This window comes from Acidovorax sp. LjRoot38, assembly GCF_964252975.1.
GTDB classification, from domain to species: domain Bacteria; phylum Pseudomonadota; class Gammaproteobacteria; order Burkholderiales; family Burkholderiaceae_C; genus Acidovorax; species Acidovorax facilis.
The window spans coordinates 433975-459591 of sequence record NZ_CAXUPT020000003.1 but is presented as its reverse complement, the minus strand read 5'-3'; the positions used below and the strand labels follow the sequence as shown (position 1 = coordinate 459591).

Sequence of the window (25617 nt, the reverse complement as noted above, 5' to 3'; positions counted from 1 at the left end):
GTGAAAGAACGGACGGGCGGGAACTGGCTATAGCAGGCCCCGTTCCGCGAAGCTGACGGTGCCGCCACGGGTGACGACGAAGTGGTCCAGCACGCGCACATCCACCAGAGCCAGCGCAGACCGCAGGTTCTGTGTCAGCGCCTGGTCGGCGCGTGACGGTTCGGCCACGCCACTGGGGTGGTTGTGGCAAAGGATCACGCTGGCGGCGTTGCGGGCCAGGGCTTCGATCAGTACCTCCCGGGGGTAGACCGAGGTCTGGGTGAGCGTTCCTCGGAACATCTCCATGGTCTCGATGACACGGTTCTGGGCGTCCAGGAAAACCACAGCGAACACTTCATGTGGCCGATCAGCGAGCAGAAGGCGCAGGTAATCGCGCACAGCGTCGGGTGATGTCAGCGCATCCGACTCGCGGGCCTCGCATTCCAGCAGCTCCAGGGCCTGCTGCACCACGAGGGCGCGGGTGGTGAGGGTGGCCGGTTTCATGCTGTTTCCTTCGCTTGGGAATCGGCCACGGGCGCGGCCAGCTCGGGCATGAGATAGTCCACGGCCTTCTGTGCTATTGACGCGGCCGTGAACACCAGCCGCTTGTCATTACGCAGCGCCTCCAGCCAGGACGCGATGTAACTCGCATGCTGCAGCGCTCCCTGGATGCCGATATGACTGCACAAAAATGCAGCACCTATCTCGGCTACCAGCTCCTCGAAGGCATAGGCCTCGATATGCTGGCGCCCAGACAGCACCCGGTTGCAGCGCGACGGATGCCCCGTCCAGTGCGTCAGCTCGTGCAGCGCCGTGGCGTAGTAATCCACAGGTGCCTTGAACGCCTGCGGCAGCGGCAGTTGGATCACGTCGTCTGCGGGGCGATAGAAGGCCCGTTCACCGCCATGGCGGATCACGGCCCCGGACTGCACCAGAAGGTCATCGGCCGTAGCCACCGGGCTCCAGCCAGGGGCTGGCTCCGGCAGGGCGAGCAGCGCCTCGGGCAGGCCATCGACCTGGGCGGCGTTGAACACGGTGAAAGACCGCAGCAGCGGAATCACCCGGCGTGCGGACGCATCCGCATCGTTGGCTGCACGGGCTTCGCCATCAGCCTCCAACAGCTTGAAAAACACGATGGGCGTGCCACTCTCGCCCCTGCGCAAATGGCCGCCCAGCGCGCGGGCCTGCTGAAACGTGATCCAGCGATTGACCGTATAGCCATGGGCCATGACCTGCATATTGAGCAGCAGCACATTGATGCCCCGGTAGGGTCGCCCCGTGCTCAGATTGGCGGGCATGGCAGAGCTACTGCCTGAGCGATCCCATGGGCAAACCCAAGGCGCGCAACCAGCTTCCAGCGCGGTGATGATTTGCTGCGTGACGGCAGCGTAGAGGTCAGGAACGGAAGATGACTTCATGATGGGCTCCAGAAACGAAAAAGCCCCGGCAAGACCAGCTTGGCGGGGCGAAAGAGGGCGGGGGACGGCAGGATCAAAGCCAGAAGCCGGAGCGACCCGGCAGCCAGCTTGGCAAGGCCTTACACAGCGCGAAACCGCGCAGTACCTGCTGAGAACGCGGAGTTCATGCAGCGGCCCAGACCTCCGGCGACCTGCACGCCAGCGCCATGCGCCACATCGGCCAGGCTGGCCACAGCATCCAGCGCCTGGTCGAGCTTGCGCTCGGACAACAGGGCATGGATCACCGGGTGGATGATGTACTGGCTGAATGCCAGCGCTATCAAGGTGCCGGTCAGCCACACGAGAAAGCTCAGAAAGAGCCCCAGCGCAGCGGACTGGATGATCCAGGTACAGGCCGATGCCACGGCCAGCCCGACGGTGATGTCACCGCAGACTGCAGCGATGGAGCGAATGATGGTGTTGCGGCGGTAAGTAGACATGGTGAGACCTCGACAAAGGTTGGGATGGAGGAAAGGGGGGCAGCCGCCGACTCAGATGTCCAGGCGGATGTAGCCCGGGTGGTAGTGATGGCCTTCGATGTAACCAAAGGCTTTCTTGGCCAGCGAGGTGCCCACGCTGGTCAGCAAGCCCGCAAAGGTAGCTGCCATGACACCGGAGAAAGTGCCCCAATGAATAGCCAGTGTCAGCAGCGTCACGGCCACGTCGATGGCCATGTCGTGGCGCAACAGCCGCAGCATGGTGCGGCTGTTGAGCTTGATGAAGATGAAGACAAGGCCCAGGAATATGGCCAGACCGGTTTCGAACATGAGAGACTCCTTGAAGTTTATGAAATGCCTTTGCAGCCGATAGACCGCAAAGACAAGGGCAGACGCACGACGCAGACCCGGACGAAGAACGGGGCTGAGAAATGGTCGCGCAACGCCTACAGCCCGGCGGCTCGCCGCCGGGGGATTCAAGGAGTGGGACGAAACAAAGAGGAGTCCCTTGCCACGGGGGCGACGAGCCTCCTTATGAAGCCAGGCAAGGGAATACCGAACTGGCCCCGGTCGATGTATCGACCCGGGAGATAGGGTCCATGCGGGCGTTCCTGGATGCAGGCCTTCAGTGCCAAAAAAATTTCAAAAAAAATTTTTGCAGGGTCTGCTGGTGTGGATCGCCGCTGTGCTCGTCAAGATGTCCCGCGACTAGTGCCGGCTACCGGAGTGGTATCTCCAACGCTTCGGACAGGCGCATTCATCAAGATTTGGCGGAATAGTTCCTTGAATCGAAGATGGCAATCAACAAGCAGATCTTCTCGGCGAGCTCTGACGAGGGAGTACTCCCATGTACGATGGTGTACTCACAACTGGAAACATCCTTATGCTTCCTGCGGTTGCCATGCCGAGAGGTTACAAAAATTGGTGTTGCAAAACATGGCGACAGATGGAATGCAAAAGCGGCGCTAGAACGGCGGGCTGAACGGGATAGGAATTCGTACGACTACGATATTTACGGCAGAGTGAGCGCTACTTGGTAGGCCGATAAGATAAATTAATTGAATCAAAGACCATGGGCCCTGTGAATAAGTCGAATGATCCAGCCACCATAGAGCTTATGCCCCGAGCTTCAGTGATGATTGAAGCTATGCGCGACATCGGGTATTCCTTTGACTCAGCAGTCGCGGACATCATTGACAACAGCATCGCCGCGGGTGCCAAAGATATCGATTTGCGTTTTGGCTGGGAGGCCGATCTTCCATGGATTGCGGTTGTCGACGATGGATGCGGCATGTCGAGAGGGGAACTGCTGGAAGCGATGAGGCCGGGATCGAAGGATCCAAGGCATGAGCGTGCCGTACACGATCTAGGACGGTTTGGCTTGGGACTGAAAACTGCCTCCTTCAGTCAATGCCGAGAACTCACTGTTGTTACCAGAAAGGCTGAGGAGCTTAATGGCATGCGCTGGGACCTTGATCGGGTTTCAGATACGAACAAATGGGAGATCACCGAAGTTCACCGGAATGAGTTATCAAACCTGCCATCTGCACTGTCTTCGAGTGGGGTTGGAACTGTGGTTTTATGGAGAAAGATTGATCGCTTAGAGCTGGCAGGTATGGGTGAGGTTGGACATGACACGCTCAATGAACTGATGGCAGTTGTCAGGCAGCATCTTGCGAGAATTTTCCACCGCTTTCTGGCCGGCGAACTTGGACATAAGAAAATTCGCATGTCCATCAACGGGACGGATATAGAGCCCTACGACCCGTTTGCAGAACTGAACATCGCAACACAGAAGTTCCCGCTAGAGATCGTGCGATTCAGAGACAGCGAGGTCAAGATACAGGCATTTGTACTGCCACATCATTCCAAGGTGAGCGCGAAAGAATATGAACGGCTCGCCGGACCCGAGGGTTACCTCAGAAACCAAGGTTTCTACATATATCGGAACCGTCGGCTGATCATCTGGGGAAGCTGGTTCCGGCTGGCTAGGCAAGAAGAGCTCACGAAACTGGCTCGTGTTCGCATTGACATCCCGAACAACACGGATCACCACTGGGGAATCGATGTCCGAAAGGCTCGCGCGCACCCCCCGCTCATCGTCAAGAACCGGCTCAGGCAGGTTATCGAGCAGATCAGGTCGGGTGCCAAGCGGCCCTACACGCAAAGAGGCAGAGTGATCGTCGAGACGCATGCCTCGCCAGTATGGGTCCGCAAGATACATAACGATCGGATTGAGTACGTCATCAACGACGAACACCCTCTCCTGGCCGAGCTTCTCAATGACCTCCAAGTAGGAGACAGGCAGCGTCTGAGGCAGATGATCCGGATGTTCGGCCAGACGTTTCCTGCAGCTGCTTTCTTTAGCGACTACTCCAATACGCCCAAGCAGATCGAGTCCGAGCATCCAGACATGGATGTGATGCTCGCGCTGGCCAAGATGCTTGTACAGGCTAATCCGGATCTTGATCAGACCGGGCTGGCGACGGTACTGACCAGCATGGAGCCCTTCAGCCGCTACCCAGACCAAATTGGCTTGATCACCAAACGCGCCACAGCAAACTGATTCGCAACAGGGAGAAAAATGTCGCTTCAAGATCTTCAGAACAACGCCATCGGCATCCTCTCGAACATGCCCGCCCGCACTCCGGAGCAGGTAAGACTGGTCTTGAGGACCGTGTTGCCTCTCTATCCTGGCCTCTCGGCAGCCATCAACGATGGCCAGATCGAGGAAGCTGCCCGCCAGATCGAGGCGCGCCTTTCGATCAGCATGAGCGACGCATCGACGATTCAGGTGGAGTTCGAGGAGTGGCTTCCTGGCAGGCGAGCAAGTCTGACCCCGTACTACTACGACCGGTACCGCAAACATCTCGGAAACCGGGGATTCGGTTCGGCCGTCTTGGGCGTTCTTGACAAGGACACGGACAAGATCGTTGGCCTAATGCAGGACCCAGAGAAACCTGGTCGCTGGGCACGCAGAGGCTTGGTGGTCGGTCATGTGCAATCTGGCAAAACGGCTAACTACACAGGCGTCATCAGCAAGGCAGCCGATTACGGCTACAAGTTCATCGTGATTCTCACAGGCATCCAGGAGGATCTGCGTGTTCAGACTCAGGAGCGGATCGAAGAGGGGTTCACTGGCCGGAGCTCGGAAGCAACCAACGGCAGAGATTCGGCGATTGGTGTCGGTCTGTACGGCCTTGAGAGGCAGCCCATCTGCCTGACCACACGCGCCGACGACTTCAGGTCCACCACGCGAGATCTGGGTGTTTCCTTGCAGTCGCTCAGCGAGCCGCTGGTGCTCGTCATGAAGAAGAACTCGCGAACCCTCGCCAACCTGATCGACTGGCTGGAGATCCGTAACAGGCAAGCTGGAGCCCGCATCAGTAGCGTTCCGATGCTGCTGATCGATGACGAGGCAGACAACGCTTCAGTCAATGTGTCCAAGAACGACGACTCCCCGTCTGCCATCAACGACCGCATTCGCAAGCTTCTCGACTCCTTCGACCGGAATGTCTATCTAGGGTACACAGCCACCCCGTTTGCCAACATCTTCATCGACCCGGACAGCCGGGATGCGATGGAGCGTGAAGACCTCTTCCCGAGGGATTTCATCATTTCGCTCGATGCGCCGACCAACTATGTCGGCGCGTCCCGGATTTTTCCCGACTCCGGTGACCTGCACGGCACCTTGACCACGGTAGACGACCATGTCGATCTGCTGCCGGAAAAACACAAGATCTCGCATCCCCTGACACAGATCCCGGAAAGCCTCAAGGAAGCCGTTCGCACCTTTGTGCTGGCACGCGCAATCCGGGTGTTGCGAGGTCAGGACAAGAGCCATTCATCGATGCTGGTCAATGCATCACGGTTCAACGAGGTTCAGACCAAACTCACCGGACTGGTCTCTGACCTGATGAGCACCATCCGCGCTGCTTGCACGGGACACGCAGGACTTCCCGCGGAGGATGCGCTCCGAGACCCCGAGATGAACAGGCTGCACGAGGCCTGGAGAAACCAGTATGAGGGGCAGGTACCAGAGACCTGGCGAGATGTACAGGCGGCGCTCGTGCGCGCGGCAGGGCCGATCGAAGTGAGAAAGGTGAACAGCAAGTCACCTGACAAGCTGGACTACAGGCGATACAAGAACGAAGGCCTGCATGTCATCGCTATCGGCGGGTTTGCGCTTTCGCGTGGCTTCACCCTGGAGGGACTGACCGTCAGCTACTTCCTTCGCAACTCCATGATGTACGACACCCTTCTGCAGATGGGTCGGTGGTTCGGATATCGCGATGGCTACGCGGATGTCTGCCGAATCTTCATGACAGAAGAAGCCATCGACTGGTATGCCCACATCTCGGACGCCATTGATGAACTGCGTGACGAGTTCACCCGCATGGAAAGAGCTGGCGCCCGCCCGGTCGACTTCGGCCTGAAGGTTCGAGCCCACCCCGAATCTCTGATCGTGACAGCCAGGAACAAGATGCGGTCCGGACAAAAGGTCAACCACTCCGTTTCCCTAGCCGGAGAACTGATCGAAACGACACGTCTGCGTACGGATGCAATTGCCGCAAACAGAGAAGTCCTGAGTGATCTGCTGACCTCTCTCACAGAACTTTCCAAGCCTGACCACGCAAAAGAGTTCGGTTATCTATGGAAAGACATTGCAGTTGCCCCGCTCGTACGCAACTTTGTCGCAAGATTTCAGAACCATGACGACGTTGCATTGCTCACCCAGGCCAATCCGGTCAACGACTACATCAAGATGCGCGAGTCAGACGAGCTGGCGCGATGGGACATCTGTCTTTTTAGTCCGTCAACCAATGAGAGCGGAACAACATCGTTTGGAGCGTGCAAGCCCGCCGCCCAAGCTCGCTCGTCCCTCTGGAAGCGCAGCCCAGCTGGTGTCGACTACATCGCAGTGAGTGGCAAGGCACTCAGAGTGGGTGGTCGCGGGCAGGTCAAGGCAGGCATGAGCAGTGAGGAGATAAACGGAGCCGAGAAGTCATGGGATAAGACCAGCGACATACCTGACAGGCGTTACATCAAGCACCGCACACGACCATTACTCATGCTGCATGTGCTCGATGTCTGGGACAAGGAGAAGGACAAGGAGAAGGTCAACCCTCCGGCGGCACCCAGTGTGGTTGCATGGGGAATCGCCTTCCCCGAGTCTGGCTACGAAACCACTGAAGTGACGTACGTCGTGAACACCACATGGTGGGCAGAGAACTATGGGACCCCGGAGGAAGATGCGGATGAAGACTGAAAGCCCGTGGCACGGTCTGGCAACACCTCAGCTCGGCGCACTGAGTGCAAGACGGGCAGACCCAGACCATCCGTTCGATTTTTACTACGCGGTAAATGCTGAAAGCCAGCTGATGCTGGTGCTCAAATTGGGCTCCCTTGTCCGCTGGAATCCTGATCTCCCGCGTCTCAAGGGGTTACGGGCCCTGTGGATCGACAAGACGCACGAGTTGCATCTGATGCTTGCAAAAGCGCAGGACGTGGACCTCTTTGGCTTGCTCTGCAAGGATCTGATTACTTGTACATCCGGTGCGCAGTCCGATGCTGACTGCATTGAGCTTTTGTGCACACGACTTCTGAAATGGCAACGTCTTCTCTCCAGAGGTGGGCCTCGTCTTCTCGACGCACATGAGATTCGTGGCCTGTTCGCTGAGCTCAGCTTCTTGCAGCAGGAACTGCTGCCCAGGTTCGGTCCCGCCGCTGTGCAGGCATGGAAGGGGCCTTCCGGATTTCCTCAGGACTTTGCAGCGGACAACAAGGTTTTCGAGATCAAGTCACATCTTGTTGGATCACCCCAGTCTGTTCGCATCTCGTCACCATCTCAACTGTGGGTGGACAGCACGGACCTGTACCTGTGTGTCTATCACTTGTCCGAGGTATCCGCTGGCGGGAAATGCCTGGGCGTACTGATCGACGAACTGACAGCAGCCCTTGGTGCATCTGCATCCGCAACCGAAGAATTCGAAGAGAAGCTGGTCAGCCTCGGATATCTGGACTTGCCTGAATATCGGACTCAATTGTTCGCACTGGTGAAGAATGATGCATTCGCAGTGACTGACGGCTTCCCCAGGATCATCCCATCGACACTGATGCCTGGCATCCAGGAAGTGACATACAGTATCCAGCTGGCCGCAATGTCCCCGTTTGAATCAACCATTTCATGGAGCGGCGCCTGAATGATGACAGACGGTGAATTCCTCGCAGACCTGCAGCAGCAGGTCTCTGCCAGATCAGTTGCAACGTCCGATTTTTCCGAAACAGCTTTTGCGTCTGTTGTCGCAGAAGCACTTGTGGACTCGGGAGCCGTGCCAGGATTCGAACCGGCCTTCTTCGTGCACAGGGGCATGAGGGTTGATGGATATGCCTACACAGAAGATGAGGCCACGCTCGACCTGTTCCAGGTCGAATATCACGGTGAGCCTGAAATCCAGAGCCTGACCAAAACCAGTCTGGATGCCTGCCTCAAACGTGCGGAAACCTTCTTCGAGCGGGCGGTAGACGGAGATCTTTCCGTAGAAGTCGACGTTGGAAGCGGCGTATGGAGCCTCGCCCGGCAGCTTGCACAGATGGGACATTCGGTTGTCCGCATCCGCCTCAACATTCTTTCCGATGCCAAGCTTTCGAGCGCGGTCAAGACTCTGCCGACAAAGAAGAAAGGCGAGAGGGAGTGGGCAGTCAGGGTCTGGGATCTGGTTGCGATCGGCCGACTCCTGTCAACGGGCGAGCCGGAACCAATCGTCATCGACTTTGTGAAGATGTTTGGCAAAGGACTGCCCTGTCTTCCGGCCAACTCAGGAGGGGCAGAACTTGAGTCCTACCTCACCGTGATACCGGGAGACTGGCTGGCTGAAATCTACGACCTGTACGGCGGGCGACTTCTTGAGCAGAACGTCAGAACCTTTCTGCAGGCCACAAAGGGCGTCAACAAGGGAATACGCAAGACCATCCTCGAAGAACCCCAGATGTTCTTCGCCTACAACAATGGAATATCTGCGACCGCTGCAAAGGCCGAGTTCGACCCGGATGGAAACCAGGTTCTGGTGAACCGGCTTGAAAACCTGCAGATTGTCAATGGCGGTCAGACAACCGCCTCGATCTTCAACGTGATGAAGAGGGACAAGGCTGAGAACCTGGACAAGGTCAGAGTGCAGATGAAACTGTCCGTGGTCCGGCCGGACGTTGTGGACGAGATCGTTCCCAAGATCTCCCTGTATGCGAACAGTCAGAACAAGGTCAGTGATGCAGACTTCTTCTCCAACCATCCGTTCCACAGGCGCATAGAAAGCTTCTCTAGGAACGTCTGGGCTCCTGCAGCAGAGGGGTCACAGCAGATGACTCATTGGTTCTACGAACGGGCCAGAGGCCAATATGCCAATGCCTCCGTCTACATGACTCCTGCGAAGAAGAAGGAGTTCGAGGTCCAGAATCCGCGAAAGCAGCTAATCCAGAAAACCGACATTGCCAAGGTGCTCGTCACAATCATGTGCATGCCGCATGTGGTCAGCCAGGGGGCACAGAAGAACTTCAAGTTTTTCGCAGAGAACGTGACAGGGCATTGGGGCGAGGAAGGCGCAGCATTCGGTGAAGAATGGTTCAAGGGCATCATCGGTGCCACCATCGCTTTCCGCACGCTTGAACGCTTGGTCGGCAGCGCTGTCTGGTACGCGCAGGGCTACAGGGCCAACACTGTGACCTACTCCATCGCACTGCTGACACATGCGCTGAAGAGCCGCAAACAAGACATCGACTTTCTGAAGATATGGAACAAGCAGGCCACCTCCAGCTCGCTCAATCAGGTCTTGCTGGGCATTGCAAAGCAGGTACAGGCGAGGATCATTTCATCTGCTGAAGCGTACCGGGTCGCAAACGTCACCGAATGGTGCAAGCGTGAGAAATGCTGGGACGATCTCCTGCAGTCTGTTGATGTACGGCTTGAAAGTGACCTTGATAAGGACCTGATCGATGCAGATGAGAAAGAGGGTGCAAAGCGTGCAGCGCGACGAGAGCAGAAGGTTATGAACGACATTGAGGCTCAGACTTATGTTGTAGGCAGAGGCGCGACATACTGGTCGAAACTGCACAAGTGGGCCAGCGAAGGGGTGGTCATGACTCCTAGTGAGATGGACTTCCTCGGTGTGGCTGCCAGCATGACCAGTAGGAAAATACCCACCGGTCCTCAGAGTCAGAGGGTAATCGCAGCAGAGAAAAAAGCGCTGGTCGAGGGCTTCAAGAATTGATGAAAATTTGGGTTGATTCACGCTAACCTGCCGAAGGTGCCCGCGAACGTTCCGTCAGAATTTTGTGTACGACGTGAGCGATTTTGTTAGCAAGTAATGACGGCACTGCGTTCCCCACTTGGTGGTACTGCTGTGTGCGATTTCCTTGGAAAAAGTAGTTGTCCGGAAATGTCTGGAGACGGGCAGCTTCCCGGACCGTCAGGCTGCGGCACTGGCCTGGATCGGGATGGATGAAGTAGTGCCCGTCTTTGGCGATATGACTGGTTACGGTCGAACTTGGGGCATCGAATCGCTGAACCCGGAATCGGTCGATGAATTTTCCAGATTCCCAATTTGCATGATCCGGGGCGAGTCCGGTCAGCGGGAAATCCTGATGGCCCTTGGGTGTCCGCTTGTATACCTGACCGAACACGGCTGTGTAGAAGTAACGCGCCAGATCGCTGGGCATGTGCGATCTGGATTCATGGTTCAGCCAGACCTCAAGCTGAGGGTCTCTGACCCAATTGTCGAACTTTGTCAGGCCGCCGTTATTCTTCGGAAAACGGTACCGGAGCGCTCCAGTTTCAATTGCCTTGCCTAGACTGAGTGCTCCCGCCTTGAGCTCCAAGGCAAGTATGCTCATGTTTTTTTTGGCGGCATCGACATGCAGAGCTTGGGCCAGCGCGATGACAGTGTCACTCCAGGCGCTGTCGCTGTCACCCCGGCTAAGTTTGCTCCGCAGGGGCGGTAGATCACCGATTGCATCGATCACCCGCAGCTCACCTGACTCCTCCAAAAGCCACTGGCCGTCGTAGTTGATATCCTCTCGAACTCCCAAAAGAATCACGCGATGTCTTGCCTGCGGAATCCCGAACTTTTCAGCCTCGATGATGAATGACTTCGCATCCACCTTGCTTGGATCATCCCCCGGCACGAACTTGACGCGAGACACGAGAGAGTGGATGGTGTAGCGAGCCCCACTTGTCTGACCAAGTGCCTGACCAGGATCTGTCAGGTCTCGGAGGATGTCGTGGATGACTAGCTTTCCGCCCACCCTTGAGGAAAGTATCCCTTTGACGTTTTCCATCACGAAGACGGCCGGCTTGGTTAGATGAAGAATGCGTAGGTATTCCCTATAGAGAAAGTGTCGGTGATCGTCTTCTGCAACATAGTCCATCTTTCCCATGTTGCGTGATCGGCCCACCAAGGAATAGGCCTGACAAGGCGGGCCACCGATCAGTACCGTCTCATCATCTTTCAGTTTTGCCTTGTCTAGCAACGCTTCCAACACCTTGTTGTGCTCTGGGTTCCCCAGTGTCAGCTGATGCGCCTCCGATCGTGCGGCATGCCATGCGAGCGGGAACAACTCGCCCGGGTGTGGGGCGCCTTCCATCGAACAGAAGCGGTAGTAAGCGTTCAGTGCTTTTTGATCTCCACGGATATGGCGAAAGAAACTCCGCAGCGTTAGTGTCTGATGAGCTCCTGCCTCCATTTCGGCAGACAAAACAATTTCGAATCTGGCTCTGTCTTTGTCTTTGTATGCAGCGAACCCTTCTCCAAGTCCGCCTGGTCCCGCGAAGAGGTCGATGATCTTGTATGTCATTTAGATGGCAATGCTAGTAATTCTTGTTCGGATTGGGTTGACAGCCGTGCGACCGTTACATGATGTCCTTTACGACTGAACGCAAATCGTCCTGCCGCGTGGGATCGTCGAGCCAGCTAGACAGGGCACGTGCGAGTTCGCGCTGCTCTTTGCAGCTTCGAATGAAGCACTCCCAGACCACGAGGACACGCCATCCCAATGTTGTGAGGGCTTCAGTTGCCGCCTTGTCGCGTTGCCTGTTGTGGTCCAGTTTCCCTACCCAAAAATCCGTGCGAGAGCTTGGAACCTTCGCCAGATTGCAGTCAAGATGCCCATGCCAGAAGCAGCCATTGACGAAAATCGCCACCTTCCGTCCAGGAAAAACTATGTCCGGCGTCCCGGGGAGATCTCTGCGATGCAGCCGATATCGATACCCCTCTGCAAAAAGCGCCTTGCGGACCCGCATCTCGGGCTTTGTGTTCTTCCCGCGGATGCCTGCCATCATCTCACTGCGTTTTCTCGGCGAAACGATGTCGGTCAATCTTTCCTCACTTCAATGTTGAGCAGGAACTATGCGGGCCAATTTTCTGAACAAGGACGTAGTTTGAATTCACACACAACTTGGCTGCGTATCGCTCGCAGCCGAGCAATCGTACCAGGTATCGGTCTGAGGTCGTCGGGACACGGTTGCGTCATGCTCAGCGAAATCACACCTGCCACGCAGCGCCAAGGGTAACCTGCTGGCATCAGGGTCCATCACCAATCACCGCCTTATGCAGGCGCTGGATGTGCTGAACCAGCCATATAGGCGTTGGGCACGGTGAAGCTCTCAACCGAGGGTGCCTATAAAGGATGCCAAATGCTTCAATCACGGAAATCGCCGAACTACATCACTTGCTGGGAGGAAGTGCTGGAGGTGCGAACTGGGTTGATTTCGAGTTCGAATTGCCTATTTTTTAGGCAATTGCTTAAAATACAGATATGACTGCCAACAAGCTCATGACTGCCAAACAGACCCGGTTCATCGACGAATACCTCGTGGATGCGAATGGCACCCAGGCTGCCACACGGGCGGGCTACGGTGCGGCCGGGGCCAGGGTGGCAGCGTACCGATTGCTAACGAATGTAGCCATTTCCAGTGCCATAGAGGCCCGCCAAAGGGCTGATGCCACCCGCCTATCAGTAGAGCGCGAAACCGTGCTGGCGCAGCTGCTGGAGGCCGTGCAGATGGCACGAGATCAGATGAACCCCGCCGGGATGGTGGCGGGGCTACGGGAGATTGGGAAGTTGATGGGGTTCTATACCGACCGGGTCAAGGTCGATGTGGACGTGGCCGGCCAGCAGGAGCGCCGGAGGATGGAGGCCATGAGTGATGAAGAGCTTCTTGCAATGACCAGGCCAGCTGACCTGACGGACGTTCAGGGGGTGCATTGAGTGCGCTGACAGGCAACAGAAGGGCCACCGGAGGTGGCCCTTGTCCTTTATAAGGTATTTCTCGCGTCGCTAAGTGGTTGATTCTATTGGTGTTTTCGCGGCGCATTCATGTTGGCTCCTCGCGCGTAAGTCATTGATTTTGTTAAGTTTTTTTGCGAACTGGTTTTTCATGAGGCTTGCTCGCTATCTCCGCCGCCGCGAGGGCTGCTGGGACTATCGCATGGCCTACTTCTGTAACCGTGAGGGGTTTGCGCTCTCCGCCAGTTAGGACCCCTCGCGTGGTGGCCATCTGCACTATTCGGCGGACCTCGTGCTTGGGCATGTTGAGTTGGCCGGTCATGCCTCCAAAACGGTCTTCCAGATGACGCGCTGTGATCGGTTTTGGCTGCTGCATCAGCACCGCCACTATGCGTAAGATGGCCGCGGTTTCAGCACGCTGCTGTGCCTGTGCGGCGCTGACTGCAGTCAAGTAACCGTTATCCAGTCGCTCAAGAATTACCGGAGGTGGATATGCCGAGTAGTTCGTCTTGGTCACCTTTGCGGCGAGATAGCGAGAGGCTTGGTCCTTGGATGCACCAATGGCTCCGAGCTGTTTGTCAGAAGCGCGGCTGAGGTTCATTTGCAAGCGCAGGCCATCGGTCAGCGCTGATGCACCCCGTGAAGCCCCTTGGCCGGGCTCTCCGTCACCACCGTAACTGCCTTTGTTGGTGTGGTGTGCAATCAACACCGTAGCGCCTGTGTGCTTGGCCAAGGTTTCAAGGGCTTCGATGAAACGGGTGGCATCTTCGTTGCTGTTTTCTTCACCGCCACGAAAGCGGGAGGCCGGATCAATGACGATCAGTTTCAGGTTCTCGATCTGACCGGCCAGGGCAGCGATGCGGCGCACGATGCAGGTGGCGGACACCTCGCCCGTGGTTTCGCGCTTGGTCAAAAGCGTGTCGTGTCCGATGGTGGAGAAGACATGCAGGCGTTCTTCAATGCCCGCCAACTGCGTGGCGTGACCCGCCAACTTGAACTGGCCAATGATGCGTTTTATGCGACGGTGAATTTCGTCCTCGTCGTCTTCAGCAAAGAACACCAGCACGCCGCCTGATTCGCCTATCTCCCAGCGTTCCGCCACAGGCAGGCTGCTGGCCACGCCCACGGCCAGTTGCAGCAGCCACTGTGACTTGCTGCTGCCACCCGGTGCGACGATGGCGCCGACCTTGCCGAGCACGATCAGGTCTTTGAGCAACCAACGACGGGGCGGCGGATCAGTTGCCAGGTAGCGGTCAATGCGGCCAGCGCTCAAATCAAACAGAGGCTCCCCCACCTGGAGTCCGGGGTAGCGCTCGGGGTGATTGCGCTGATCGGTGGCAAGGATGGAGCTGAAGGTGGAGTCGATCTTGTCGTCGTCCAGTGGTTCGAGGTTCTGCCCGTTCCATACATGGCACTGTTCGAGCGCTTTGCCAGCGGGGATGCGAGTTGCCAGGAGCGTGCCGATCAGCCGGGTCAGATGTTGGGTTCGCTCGCCATCCACACACTGGCGCTGCATGAGTTCTGCAAGGGTAGTGCCTGCAATGGCGCCACTTACGTGGGATTTCGGGGTGCGACGTGGTTTGGCAGCTTGGGTGGTGAGGCCCAGCTTTTGCGCCAGTTCAGCCCAGGTGTAGAAGGGTGTGGTGGTTGAATTCATTGCGCAGTTACCTCTGCGGTTGGCGAGACAAGGCGGGTTTGGAATGGGGTGCCTTTGAGGTGCCAGAACCCTGGCAGGCGCATCACGCGGGCAAGGTCGCATACGGAACGATCGCCTCCGAACTTGTCGGCCAAAGCGTGTTGACGGTCTCTGAAATCAGCCAGTGAAGCGCCTTTAACACGCCAGTAGGCATGCCACTTGCCAGGGCTGGATTCCACGACGATGTGAGGCGGTGCATCCGCCGTCAGAGCCGGGCCTATCGGTGAGCCGTCGAGATCGACAAATTGAGCGCGTACTCGCGTGACGTCAGAGCTCTTACGGCCAGCGCCATTGCCTTCGTTCACCATGACGAAGACGCCAGCACCTTGTTGCTGTAATCGTGCCAGCTCATCGGCTTTGTCGTCGAGAGCGCCGTGCAAGATGCGGCCAGGTAGCGCGCGCAACTCTTTGTTTTCCGGGAAGGTCTGAAAGGTGAAGACTCCGGCGGGGTCGAGCGCCTGCAGGAAACGCCGGGCCTGCTCCAAGTCGGGGTTCAGCAGCTCGACCATGACTCGATGCCTCCTGCTTCAGCGTTGACAGTTACCTCGGTGTGGTGAGCAGAGAGCATCGCCAGCAATTGCACTTCGATCTGGGCCTGGTTGGCTGGGTCGTAGGTGAACAAAGTGGTGCCGATGTATTCACGGTGTATGGCGCAAAACTTGCGTTTGGCTTTCTTCGCCTCTGCGACCATCTTCCCCGTGGTTTCATCGCATGCGGTGACATCGCTGGGGTTCAGGTCCAGCTTGACGGTGAGGGCGGTCCCGCCGCGTGCGGAAATGACATGCATGAACGTGAACATCAGGCACCTCCCCATTGGCGAACGAAATGGTGAATGCAGCACACGGTGTGTGCGGTAGCCACTTGCATGCAGCACGTTACGTTTGGGTGATGGAGGTGGCCCCGCGTACGGAGCAAGAAATCAGACAGAGGCATGGTGACCTCCCTTGCTGTCAACCCATGCGAAGAAGGCTGCCTCGTCGATCAACACACGGCGACCGACTCGGCGCACCACTTGGTGAAAGCCGTTGGTCTTCTCGAAGAATACGAGGTGGCGCAGCCCACCGATGGGCGGCCACGCGTGGTGCAGATTCCAATCGGTCAGCGGGATCAGCCGGGTGGGCGCTGCGCTGACCTGTGGTGCGCTGGATCGCGCGGGGGTAGGGTGGGTTTGGGGAGCTTGCTGCACGCGCGCGGTGCGGCGTGCCTTGGGCTGGGACTGGTCAGCAGCAGGACCGGAAAAGAGAAAAGCCATTTGGCATTCCTTCACGTTGGTGGACTTGGGTCACCCCGGTTGTTAAACCGAAGCAGCTTGGGTCCACCACGTGCCGGAGACAAATGGCTTCAACGCATGTGCGTAGTTATTGCACGGGCCGAAATGTAGCAGAGTCTTGTCAGATCACGCCGCAGGTCGTGGCTAACTGACCCTGTCGGTGGTGTGTGTTTCGCCTTGGGAGGGTGCAAAAATTTTGCGGTTCATAGACGCCACCACGCCGGCCGTGTGGCTGTTGGCGAGGTGGCTGTATCGCTTGACCATCTGCAACGTCTTGTGCCCGAGAACGGCGGCGATCTCCATCGTGGTGGCTCCGTTCATGGCCAAGTAGGAGGCGGCGGTGTGCCGCAGGTCGTGGAAGCGGAAGTTTTCCAGCTCCGCCTGACGCACGGCCGCCTCCCAAGGCTTTTTCAAGTCCATGGGCTTGTGCGGCAGGGTGCCGTAGAACACCAGAGGCGTGTCCAGCCTGCGCACCTTGGCCAGGTCTTCCAGCAGCAGGAGCGCCAGGCCAGTGAGGGGAATGGAGCGGGAGGTATCGTTTTTCGTGGCGGTCAGCAGGATGGTGCCGCGCCGCAGGTCAATGTCCGTCCAGCGCAGGTTCATGATCTCGCCACGGCGCATGCCGGTGGAGATCGCCAACACCACTACGGGCAGCAGATAGCGGTTGGGCGAGGCGCGGCAGGCCTGGAGCAGGCGCTCACGCTCTGCGTCAGAGAGAAACCTTTCCCGACCGCGGGCCTGGCGCGGTTTGGAAATCTTGCTGACGGGGTTGTCGGTGACCCATTGCCAGTCTTTCATGGCGACGGTGAAAGCATGGGAGATCGTCGCCAAGTAGCGCACCACGGTGGCATTCGAGCGGGGTTTCTTGCGGCGGGTGGTTTCTGCCAGCAGTTCGTTGCGGTACTGCACCAGCAGCGCTGGGGTGATGTCCGCGAGGGCAAGCAGCCCCAGCGTCTGCTTCCAGTACTTGAGGTGGCGCAGTGTATTGGCGGCGTTCTTCGGACGCTCCGGCAGGACTTCCTTCGCGTAGCGATCTGCGAGGTCAGCGAACGTGTGCTTCTTGGCCGCGGCGGCTTTGAGGTAGCGCCCTTCGCGCATGGCGACTTCGACGCTGTGTGCCCACTTGGTGGCGTCGGTCTTGCGCCGGAAGGTGGCGCACTCGATGGGGTAGCCCTTCAGACGGACTTTGGCGCGATAGGAGAGGGTGCCGTCGTCTGCGCGACGGGCTTCAATGGTAGCCATGAGCGATGCCCTTCAAGAAAGTGGATTGGCATGGCCAGCACCGCAGGCGTGGGAACGCGCTTCGGTGCCAGCAGCGTCGCTCCACTCCCGGCCAGGCTGGCCATCGGCTTCATCGCTGTGCTACTTGTTGCACGGGCTGGATATTACCAGTCACGGTTTCGTGCTGATTTGCAGATGCGTGTGTTGAGTTGGTAAGAAGTGTCCCACCAGTGTCCCATGGGACCAAACAAAAACGCCGGCGCTATATTTATAATAGCGTCGGCGCTTTGTGCCTTGCGGCTTTTGTTTGGTGGGTCCTGAGTGACTCGAACACTCGACCTACGGATTAAGAGTCCGCTGCTCTACCAACTGAGCTAAGAACCCAAACTTTTTATAAATCTGTCTGCATTGCTGCAGAGCCTCGAATTATGCACTAGTTTTTTGTGGCTTGGCAAGCAACCCAGAAAATTATTGCATGGCATTGCGGCTGGCGAGTTCGACAAACAGACCACTGTGGTCCAGTTCGCCCAAGCCATGATCTACGCCTTCGGCATAGAGGGTCTCGAACAGGGCTGTGATGGGCGCGTCGAAGCCGATCTCGCCGGCCGTCGCCAGGGCGTTGCGCATGTCCTTGAGCTGCACGGCCATGCGGCCGCGTGGGGCAAAGTCACGCTCCACCATGCGCTGGCCATGCAGTTGCAGGATGCGGCTGTCGGCAAAACCTCCCTGAATGGCTTCGCGCACCTTGGCCATGTCTGCGCCGCCCTTGGCTGCAAACAGCAATGCCTCGGCCACCGCGCCGATGGTGATGCCCACGATCATCTGGTTGGCCAACTTGGTGAGCTGGCCCGCGCCGTGCGGGCCCACATGGGTGGCGCGGCCGCAGGCGGCGAACACGGGCTGGGCCTGCGCAAAGTCTTCAGGGCGCCCGCCCACCAGGATGGCGAGTGTGCCGTTTTCTGCTCCCACCGTCCCACCTGATACAGGTGCATCCAGGTGGGCCAGGCCCATCTCGCCCAGGCGGGCGGCGTGGTCCCGTGCTTCGCGGGGCTGGATGGAGGCCATGTCGATGAAGAGGGCTCCTTTGCGCATCGCCTTGGCCGTTCCGGATTCGAACAGGACGTGTCCTACGACAGGGCCGTTTTCCAGCAGGCTGATCACCACATCGGCGTTCTGGACCGCTTCGGTGGGCGAGGCATGGACGGTGATGCCAAACGCTGTCAGGGGCTCCGCCTTGGCTCGGGTACGGTTCCACACCTGGACCTGATGGCCGGCTTCCTTGAGGCGGCGTGCGATGGGGCGGCCCATCATGCCAATGCCCAGGACTGCAATGCGAAGCGGGGAGGTGGTCATGGCGTCATTCATCCGGGATCGTTGTCTCTGTGTGCATCATGTGCCTTTTTGGTGCATCACCCTGTCACGGAGCTTGCAGCATGGCTAGATTGGAATGATGATGCCGCACAGCCTCAGGAGACCCTACCCATGACCTTGCCCCTGCATGACCCCGCCTGGCTGGAGCGCATGTACAACAACCGTGCTCTGGTGCCCGACCACATGGACTACCTGCAGCGCTGGGCACGGGATTCTGCGCAGGTGCGGGCCAACGTCCCTTGTGTGCTGGATGTGGCCTATGGCAGCGGTGCAGGGGAAACCCTGGACGTGTTTCCGTCTGCACGTACCACGGGCGGGCCGGTGCCTGTGCTGGTGTTCATCCATGGCGGCTACTGGCGGTCGCTCGACAAATCCGATCACTCGTTCATTGCGCCGCCTTTTACCCAGGCCGGGTTTTGTGTGGTGGTGGTGAACTATGCGTTGTGCCCAGGCACCCCCGAGGCGCCGGTGACCATTCCGCACATCGTGCGGCAAATGGAGAAAGCACTGGGTTGGGTGTGGCACCACGTTGCCGCCCATGGGGGCGACCCGAAGCGGATTACCGTTGCAGGGCATTCGGCGGGAGGCCAACTGGCGGCCCTGCTGCTCACCAGTGTGTGGCCGCTGATCGGTGACGGTCTGCCGGATGGGCTGGTGCGCAATGCGCTGTCGATCTCCGGGGTCCACGATCTGGAGCCCATCATGCACACCCCCATGTACCAGACGGTGCTGAACCTCACGGAGCAGCAAGTGCTGCAGTGCAGCCCGGCGCGCCTGCTGGAGCCCGCCATCGGTACGCTCTATTGCGCCGTGGGGGCGGATGAAAGCCCCGAGTTCCTACGGCAGAACCAGTTGATGCAGAACGCCTGGGGCAGCCACTTCGTGCCCCGTAGCGTGGCATTACCCGGACTGCACCACTTCAGCATCGTCGATGCGCTGGCCCAGCCGGGGCACGACCTGCACCACATGGCGCAGAACCTGCTGCGGGCCTGACCTCGCGTTGATCTCGGCCCGGGTGCTGGTTTACATCAGCAGGTGCTCACCCGCGTTGTCGCCGCCCAGGATCACATAGTTGACCTTGCGCACGTCCATCAGCTTGGTGCCGCCAGCGTAGCTGATGGAGCTTTGCACATCCTGCTCCATCTCGATCAGCGTCTCGGCCAGCTTGCCCTTGATGGGCTCCAGGATGCGCTTGCCTTCCACGTGCTTGTACTCGCCCTTGTTGAAGTCGCTGGCTGAGCCGTAGTACTCCTTGAACAGAGCGCCGTCCACCTCCACCGTCTTGCCGGGGGACTCTTCATGGCCTGCGAACAGCGAGCCGATCATCACCATGCTGGCGCCAAAACGGATGCTCTTGGCGATGTCGCCATGGCTGCGGATGCCGCCGTCGGCAATGATGGGTTTGGTGGCCACGCGGGCACACCACTTGAGGGCAGATAGCTGCCAGCCGCCCGTGCCAAAGCCGGTCTTGAGTTTGGTGATGCACACCTTGCCCGGGCCCACGCCTACCTTGGTCGCGTCGGCGCCCCAGTTTTCCAGGTCGATGATGGCTTCAGGCGTGGCCACATTGCCAGCAATCACAAACGCCTTGGGCAGGTGCTGCTTGAGGTAGCCAATCATGTTCTTCACGCTGTCGGCATGCCCATGGGCGATGTCGATGGTGATGTATTCGGGCGTGAGGCCCAGTGCCACCAACTGGTCCACGGTGTCGTAGTCGGGTCGTTTGACGCCCAGTGAGATCGAGGCGTAGCAGCCCTTGGCGTGCATGTCCTTGACGAACTGAATGTTGTCCAGGTCAAACCGGTGCATGACATAGAAGTAGCCGTTCTGGGCCATCCAGGTACAGATCTTTTCGTCCACCACCGTTTTCATGTTGGCGGGTACCACGGGGATGCGGAACGAGCGGCCGCCCAGCTCCACACTGGCGTCGCATTCCGAGCGGCTTTCCACGCGGCATTTGCGGGGCAGCAGCAAAACGTTGTCGTAATCGAAGATTTCCATGAGATTCCAAGCTCCTTTGAAAAGGTCGCCTGCGAAGGATTTCGCGGGCGTGGGCGCTTGGCTTGGGACCGGCTTTGTGGGCACTGGCGTGGTGGCCAGCTCCGAACCCCGCAGATTGCTCGGGCACAAAAAACCGGGCGTCAAGAAACTTGGGCCCGGTGATTGATTCTACCCGCCTGCCTGGCAGACCCTATAACCGTGCGGGTATGACCGTTATCACCGATGTCATCGGCAGGTGGACTGCGCAGCCGCCAGGACGCTGCCCTGAGCGTCCTGCACCCAGCCCACCATGCGCAGCCGCTCGGCCTGTGCGCCTTCCGGGATGCGCATGGACCGGGTTTCCATCCATTTCATTTGCTCTTTTTTTGATAGCTTTTCGCGCTTTTCCCACGTGCCGTGGAGCATGTTTCGAACCATATTTCGTGCCACTCTCGTGCCTTCGGTGCCTGCAGGCACGGATTCGACAAGCAGCAGGTAGAAGTCCATGGCTCCGGGCGTTGCGACGTTGCGCTGTGCAGCGCGCTGCACGGGCGTGAACGCGATGGCCGCGCCCAGGTAGTCGTTGAACGGCATGCCGTGGGCCACGCGCAGGCGGGCGGGCGTGGCGGCCTCGATGGCCGCAGTGTGGACATCGGTGGTGACAGGGGGCTTGCGGCCCAGGGTCTGCAGGCGGGCCAGGGCGTCGTTGGTGGCGGCGGCCGACAAGGGCGCTTCGTCACCGGCCTTGCCCGGCACGATCCAGTCCAGCACCGCCACGCCCGCCGTGGCAGAGGGCGCGGGGGTGGCCGCATCGCTCCAGCAGACTTCGCAGTCGGCACTGATGAAGCGCTCGAAAATGGCCACGGGCTGTGGGAAGCCGTCACTGCTGCAGCTGGCCTGGGCCAGCGCTGAGGCTGTGTAAGTGAGGACCAGGACGCTGGCCAGGGTGCGGGCAATGTTTTTCATGGTCGGGCGGGGGAGGGTGCCGGGGCGCTTTCTACAATGGCCGCATGTTCCCACAAGACCCGTTCCCGGGTGCACCCGAAGCCTTGGTGCCCCCACACGCTGCTGCGGCCTCGGCTGCATCGCCCCTCCTGGCCAATCTGAACGACGAGCAACTGGCGGCCGTCACGCTGCCCGCAGGCCACGCACTGATACTGGCGGGCGCAGGCTCGGGCAAGACGCGTGTGCTCACCACCCGCATTGCCTGGCTGCTGCAAAACGGCTACGCCACGCCCGGTGGCATTCTGGCCGTCACTTTCACGAACAAGGCCGCCAAAGAGATGGTGGCGCGTTTGTCCGCCATGCTGCCGGTGAACGTGCGTGGCATGTGGATCGGCACCTTCCACGGCCTGTGCAATCGCCTTTTGCGCGCGCACCACAAGGCGGCGGGCCTGTCGCAGTCCTTTCAAATTCTGGACACGCAAGACCAGCTCTCGGCCATCAAGCGCCTGTGCAAGCAGCACAACGTGGACGACGAGCGTTTTCCGCCCAAACAGCTGGCGTATTTCATTGCCAATTGCAAGGAAGAAGGCCTGCGCCCTGCCAACGTGGAGGCGCACGACAGCGACTCGCGCAAGAAGGTCGAGATTTACCAGCTGTACGAAGACCAATGCCAGCGCGAAGGCGTGGTGGACTTTGGCGAGCTGATGCTGCGCAGCTACGAACTGTTGCGCGACAACGACCCCATCCGCGAGCACTACCAGCGCCGCTTTGCGCACATCCTGGTCGACGAGTTCCAGGACACCAACAAGCTGCAGTACGCCTGGCTCAAGCAACTGGCGGGCAACGAGGTGGGCGGGCGCTTTGAAGCGCGCGGCAGCGTGATTGCCGTGGGCGACGACGACCAGAGCATCTACGCGTTTCGCGGTGCGCGCGTGGGCAACATGACCGACTTCGTGCGCGAGTTCGATGTGCAGCGCCAGATCAAGCTGGAGCAGAACTACCGAAGCTACAGCAACATCCTCGACTCGGCCAACCACCTCATCAGCCACAACAGCCGCCGCCTGGGCAAGAACCTGCGCACCACACAGGGCGCGGGCGAGCCCGTGCGCGTGTACGAAGCCAGCTCTGACCTGGCGGAGGCGCAGTGGATGGTCGATGAGATCAAGCAACTCGTGCGCAACGACGGCTTTGAGCGCAAGGAAATCGCCGTGCTCTACCGCAGCAATGCGCAAAGCCGGGTGATCGAATCGGCACTGTTCAATGCCAGCGTGCCCTACCGCGTGTACGGCGGCCTGCGCTTCTTCGAGCGCGCCGAAATCAAGCATGCGCTGGCCTACCTGCGCCTGCTGGAGAATCCACACGACGACACCAGCTTCACGCGCGTCGTCAACTTTCCGCCGCGTGGCATTGGCGCGCGCAGCATCGAAGTGCTGCAGGACGCAGCCCGCGCCGCAGGTTGCTCGCTGCACGACGCGGTGAGCGCCGTGCCCGGCAAGGCGGGCGCCAACCTGGGCGCGTTCGTCGCCATGGTCGATGTGCTGCGCGAGCAGACCCAAGGCCTGAACCTGCGCGGCATCATCGAGCAGATGCTCGAATCCACGGGCTTGGTGGAGCACTTCCGCACCGAAAAGGAAGGCGCCGACCGCATCGAGAACTTGCAGGAACTGGTCAACGCTGCCGAGAGTTTTGTCACGCAGGAAGGATTTGGCCGCGACGCCGTCGCCCTGCCGCTGGACGAACATGGCACACCGCTCACGCAAAGCGCCCAAAGCCCGGTCAGCCAGGGGTTGGACCCCAACGCACCGGTGCTGGACGAACCCCTGAAGCCCGCCGTGCCAGGCATCGTGGACGCCGACACCGGCGAAACCCTCTCGCCCCTGGCGGCCTTCCTGACCCACGCGGCGCTGGAGGCGGGCGACAACCAGGCCCAGGCCGGGCAGGACGCGGTGCAGCTGATGACCGTGCACGCCAGCAAGGGCCTGGAGTTTGACGGTGTGTTCATCGGCGGCATGGAAGAGGGCCTGTTCCCCCACGAAAACTCCGCCAGCGAGCGCGATGGCCTGGAGGAAGAGCGCCGACTGATGTATGTGGCCATCACCCGCGCCCGCAAGCGCCTGTACCTGAGCCACTCGCAAACCCGCATGTTGCACGGCCAGACGCGCTACAACATCAAGAGCCGCTTTTTTGACGAGCTGCCTGAGGCCGCACTCAAGTGGATTACGCCCAAGCAGCAAGGGTTTGGATCGTATGCTCCTAATTCAGGAGCTGGTAGCGCTTATCCATCAAGCGCTAGAGGCCAATTTGGCTTTAAATCCGAGACATTTGCCAGCCCACCGGTGCCCGTGCAGAAGACCACGCCGTCCCACGGCCTGCGCGCAGGTATCAACGTGTTCCACACCAAGTTCGGCGAAGGCAAGGTGCTGGCCATCGAGGGCACGGGCGACGACGCGCGTGCGCAGGTCAACTTCCCGCGCCATGGCACCAAGTGGCTGGCGCTCAGCGTGGCCAAGTTGACGGTGGTGGATTGATGCCAAGGTGATCGGTTTTGTCGGCAGGTTTCTGCGCTTGCATTTTGGTCCGCGCGTGCTCGGCATCGCCTTGAGCGTGGTGGCTTGCGCGTCGTTGGCACTCTGGGTGAGTGCATGGCTCTTTCTCATCTCCCAAGAGGACTTCACGCCCAAGCGGGGCACGCTCACCTATTACCTCGGGATTTCTTCGCTGGTGCGCGGCGCTCCTGCGGTGGGGGTTGCGACGGAGCCGGAGTACTTTGGAACAGTGGGTGACGGCAACAAGCAACCACGCTCGGAGGTGTCGTTTGAAGTTGCCCGCAACGATATGGGCCGGGCTGTGGTTGCCGTCAACGCCTACCTGCTGCAAAACGGCCTGCAAGAGCGTGCGTTGGAGCCATCGGAGCTGGAGGCTGTGCAAGCGCACAACGGCTACTTTGTGCGTTATGCCGAATACGCGTCTGTGGCGGATGGGGTTGTTGCTGTGACGGTGCAGCCGGTACGCCCAGGGGTGTTGTACAGCGTCACGGTCAGCCATTACGAGTGACTGGACCAAGGTGCCGGGTGCCCGGTGCGTGGCAATGGTTTGCTGGGTGCTCTTAAGCCACAGCAAGCTCACCCACCGTCGCTTCCGCCAGCGCCACCGCATCTGCCCCCGCCGCATACCGCAGGCGGTCTGACGCATCGTTCACCGCCGCCCACACACCCTCGGCCACATCCTGTTCGGTCGTCACGGCGGCTGGCTGCCCCAGGGCTGCAAAGATTGACTGGGCGTAGGGAGCGTAGGCGGACGGGATCAACCCCTGCATGCGCTCCGCGCCGTTGGCGGTGAACTGGGTGGTGGGCGCGTAGCCGGGCTCGACGAGTTTCACGCGGACGCCAAACGCCGCCAGTTCAAAGGCCAGCGACGCGGTGAACCCCTCGATGGCCGTCTTGCTTGCGGTGTACGCCGCCACCAGCGGCATGGGCGCCAGGGTGGCGCTGGAGGTGACGTTGACCACCAGGCCCGCACCGCGCTCGCGCATCTGCGGCAACACGGCCTGGGTCATCGCCATGGTGCCGAAGGTGTTGGTGTCGAAGATGTCACGCACCGTGGTCATGGGCGTGGCCTCAAAGGCGCCGAACAGCCCCAGGCCCGCGTTGTTCACCAATACGTCGATGGGGCCAGCGGCCTGTAATGCCTGGGCGATGCTGTTGGGCGCTGTGACGTCCAGCGGTAGAACGCGCACGCGGTCTGATGCGGGCAACACGTCAGCGCGCGGGGTGCGCATGGTGGCGATCACGTTCCAGCCCTGGGCGTGAAAGTGGCGGGCGGTGGCCAGGCCGTAGCCAGACGAGCAGCCGGTGATGAGAATGGTCTTCATGGTGAAACTCCTTGGGGATGGTGGATGGGAACAGATGGAAGGTGGTGCAACGATATCGGGCCAAGGCTGGATTAACTACAATCAAACGTCCAATTTTTGTTTGTAGGAGTCCG

General features: G+C 59.4%; 24 protein-coding genes and 1 tRNA gene. 9 read left to right on the top strand and 16 right to left on the bottom strand.

Annotated features, from left to right (window positions below; all coding sequences use genetic code 11):
- Positions 1–27 precede the first annotated feature (27 nt).
- The 4 genes from radC to ACSQ22_RS07220 form a co-directional block, all read right to left on the bottom strand.
- Complete coding sequence (gene radC, locus ACSQ22_RS07235) at positions 28–483, bottom strand: RadC family protein (protein ID WP_436129884.1); 456 nt, start codon at positions 481–483, stop codon at positions 28–30.
- Complete coding sequence (locus ACSQ22_RS07230; protein WP_436129883.1) at positions 480–1397, bottom strand: ArdC family protein; 918 nt, start codon at positions 1395–1397, stop codon at positions 480–482. Before ACSQ22_RS07230 ends, radC begins: the two co-directional genes overlap by 4 nt.
- 119 nt (positions 1398–1516) lie before the next feature.
- Positions 1517–1876: a hypothetical protein gene (locus ACSQ22_RS07225; protein WP_436129882.1), complete on the bottom strand. Its 360-nt coding sequence runs from the start codon at positions 1874–1876 to the stop codon at positions 1517–1519.
- A gap of 51 nt (positions 1877–1927) precedes the next feature.
- A complete protein-coding gene (locus ACSQ22_RS07220) occupies positions 1928–2203 on the bottom strand; it encodes a hypothetical protein (RefSeq protein ID WP_436129881.1) in 276 nt (91 codons plus the stop codon).
- 805 nt (positions 2204–3008) lie between these two features.
- Between ACSQ22_RS07220 and ACSQ22_RS07215 the strand changes: the two genes are divergently transcribed.
- The 4 genes from ACSQ22_RS07215 to ACSQ22_RS07200 are packed head-to-tail and all read left to right on the top strand — an operon-like array spanning position 3009 to position 10137.
- The gene (locus ACSQ22_RS07215) at positions 3009–4439 is read left to right on the top strand and encodes an ATP-binding protein (RefSeq protein WP_436129880.1); all 1431 of its coding nucleotides are present in this window, start codon (positions 3009–3011) and stop codon (positions 4437–4439) included.
- Between the two features lie 18 nt (positions 4440–4457).
- Positions 4458–7142, top strand: coding sequence for a Z1 domain-containing protein (locus ACSQ22_RS07210; RefSeq protein WP_436129879.1), 2685 nt, complete (start codon positions 4458–4460; stop codon positions 7140–7142).
- Complete coding sequence (locus ACSQ22_RS07205; protein WP_436129878.1) at positions 7132–8076, top strand: PD-(D/E)XK motif protein; 945 nt, start codon at positions 7132–7134, stop codon at positions 8074–8076. The genes ACSQ22_RS07210 and ACSQ22_RS07205 overlap by 11 nt, the downstream gene beginning before the upstream one ends.
- Positions 8077–10137, top strand: coding sequence for an AIPR family protein (locus tag ACSQ22_RS07200; RefSeq protein WP_436129877.1), 2061 nt, complete (start codon positions 8077–8079; stop codon positions 10135–10137).
- A 22-nt stretch (positions 10138–10159) separates the two neighbouring features.
- Here ACSQ22_RS07200 and ACSQ22_RS07195 read toward each other — a convergent pair whose 3' ends face one another.
- A complete protein-coding gene (locus ACSQ22_RS07195; RefSeq protein WP_436129876.1) occupies positions 10160–11719 on the bottom strand; it encodes a DNA cytosine methyltransferase in 1560 nt (519 codons plus the stop codon).
- Between the two features lie 55 nt (positions 11720–11774).
- Entirely contained in the window at positions 11775–12239 is a 465-nt protein-coding gene (locus tag ACSQ22_RS07190) for a very short patch repair endonuclease (protein WP_436129875.1), read from the bottom strand.
- A 279-nt stretch (positions 12240–12518) separates the two neighbouring features.
- Between ACSQ22_RS07190 and ACSQ22_RS07185 the strand changes: the two genes are divergently transcribed.
- Positions 12519–12683 carry a DUF4113 domain-containing protein gene (locus ACSQ22_RS07185; protein ID WP_436129874.1) on the top strand — a complete coding sequence of 55 codons (165 nt, stop codon included), beginning with the start codon at positions 12519–12521 and terminating at the stop codon, positions 12681–12683.
- A complete protein-coding gene (locus ACSQ22_RS07180) occupies positions 12680–13132 on the top strand; it encodes a terminase small subunit (RefSeq protein ID WP_436129873.1) in 453 nt (150 codons plus the stop codon). The genes ACSQ22_RS07185 and ACSQ22_RS07180 overlap by 4 nt, the downstream gene beginning before the upstream one ends.
- Before the next feature lie 142 nt (positions 13133–13274).
- Here the strand turns inward: ACSQ22_RS07180 and ACSQ22_RS07175 are convergent, their stop codons facing one another.
- The 7 genes from ACSQ22_RS07175 to ACSQ22_RS07145 form a co-directional block, all read right to left on the bottom strand.
- Entirely contained in the window at positions 13275–14807 is a 1533-nt protein-coding gene (locus tag ACSQ22_RS07175; protein ID WP_436129872.1) for an AAA family ATPase, read from the bottom strand.
- Positions 14804–15355: a DNA-primase RepB domain-containing protein gene (locus ACSQ22_RS07170; protein WP_436129871.1), complete on the bottom strand. Its 552-nt coding sequence runs from the start codon at positions 15353–15355 to the stop codon at positions 14804–14806. Before ACSQ22_RS07170 ends, ACSQ22_RS07175 begins: the two co-directional genes overlap by 4 nt.
- The gene (locus ACSQ22_RS07165) at positions 15340–15645 is read right to left on the bottom strand and encodes a hypothetical protein (protein WP_436129870.1); all 306 of its coding nucleotides are present in this window, start codon (positions 15643–15645) and stop codon (positions 15340–15342) included. Before ACSQ22_RS07165 ends, ACSQ22_RS07170 begins: the two co-directional genes overlap by 16 nt.
- A gap of 120 nt (positions 15646–15765) precedes the next feature.
- Positions 15766–16098 (bottom strand): hypothetical protein, encoded by a 333-nt coding sequence (locus tag ACSQ22_RS07160; protein WP_436129869.1) that lies wholly within the window; start codon positions 16096–16098, stop codon positions 15766–15768.
- Positions 16099–16260: 162 nt separating this feature from the next.
- Positions 16261–17358 carry a tyrosine-type recombinase/integrase gene (locus tag ACSQ22_RS07155; RefSeq protein WP_436129868.1) on the bottom strand — a complete coding sequence of 366 codons (1098 nt, stop codon included), beginning with the start codon at positions 17356–17358 and terminating at the stop codon, positions 16261–16263.
- 287 nt (positions 17359–17645) lie between these two features.
- Positions 17646–17721, bottom strand: a tRNA-Lys gene (locus ACSQ22_RS07150).
- An 84-nt stretch (positions 17722–17805) separates the two neighbouring features.
- On the bottom strand, positions 17806–18690 hold the full coding sequence (locus ACSQ22_RS07145) for an NAD(P)-dependent oxidoreductase (protein ID WP_436129867.1): 885 nt from the start codon (positions 18688–18690) through the stop codon (positions 17806–17808).
- 129 nt (positions 18691–18819) lie between these two features.
- On the opposite strand from ACSQ22_RS07145, the gene ACSQ22_RS07140 reads away from it, so the two are divergent.
- Positions 18820–19701 carry an alpha/beta hydrolase gene (locus ACSQ22_RS07140; protein WP_228896605.1) on the top strand — a complete coding sequence of 294 codons (882 nt, stop codon included), beginning with the start codon at positions 18820–18822 and terminating at the stop codon, positions 19699–19701.
- Between the two features lie 30 nt (positions 19702–19731).
- On the opposite strand, the gene ACSQ22_RS07135 is transcribed toward ACSQ22_RS07140, so the two are convergent.
- On the bottom strand, positions 19732–20709 hold the full coding sequence (locus tag ACSQ22_RS07135) for a GMP reductase (protein ID WP_121505680.1): 978 nt from the start codon (positions 20707–20709) through the stop codon (positions 19732–19734).
- A gap of 225 nt (positions 20710–20934) precedes the next feature.
- On the bottom strand, positions 20935–21654 hold the full coding sequence (locus tag ACSQ22_RS07130) for a hypothetical protein (protein ID WP_436129866.1): 720 nt from the start codon (positions 21652–21654) through the stop codon (positions 20935–20937).
- Between the two features lie 44 nt (positions 21655–21698).
- Here ACSQ22_RS07130 and ACSQ22_RS07125 point away from each other — a divergent pair, with 44 nt between their 5' ends.
- Together ACSQ22_RS07125 and ACSQ22_RS07120 are read left to right on the top strand one after the other, a co-directional pair.
- The gene (locus tag ACSQ22_RS07125; protein ID WP_436129865.1) at positions 21699–24161 is read left to right on the top strand and encodes a UvrD-helicase domain-containing protein; all 2463 of its coding nucleotides are present in this window, start codon (positions 21699–21701) and stop codon (positions 24159–24161) included.
- 7 nt (positions 24162–24168) lie between these two features.
- The gene (locus ACSQ22_RS07120; protein WP_436129864.1) at positions 24169–24687 is read left to right on the top strand and encodes a hypothetical protein; all 519 of its coding nucleotides are present in this window, start codon (positions 24169–24171) and stop codon (positions 24685–24687) included.
- Positions 24688–24739: 52 nt separating this feature from the next.
- Here the strand turns inward: ACSQ22_RS07120 and ACSQ22_RS07115 are convergent, their stop codons facing one another.
- Positions 24740–25504, bottom strand: a complete 765-nt coding sequence (locus ACSQ22_RS07115; protein WP_436129863.1) for an SDR family oxidoreductase — start codon at positions 25502–25504, stop codon at positions 24740–24742.
- Between the last annotated feature and the right edge of the window lie 113 nt (positions 25505–25617).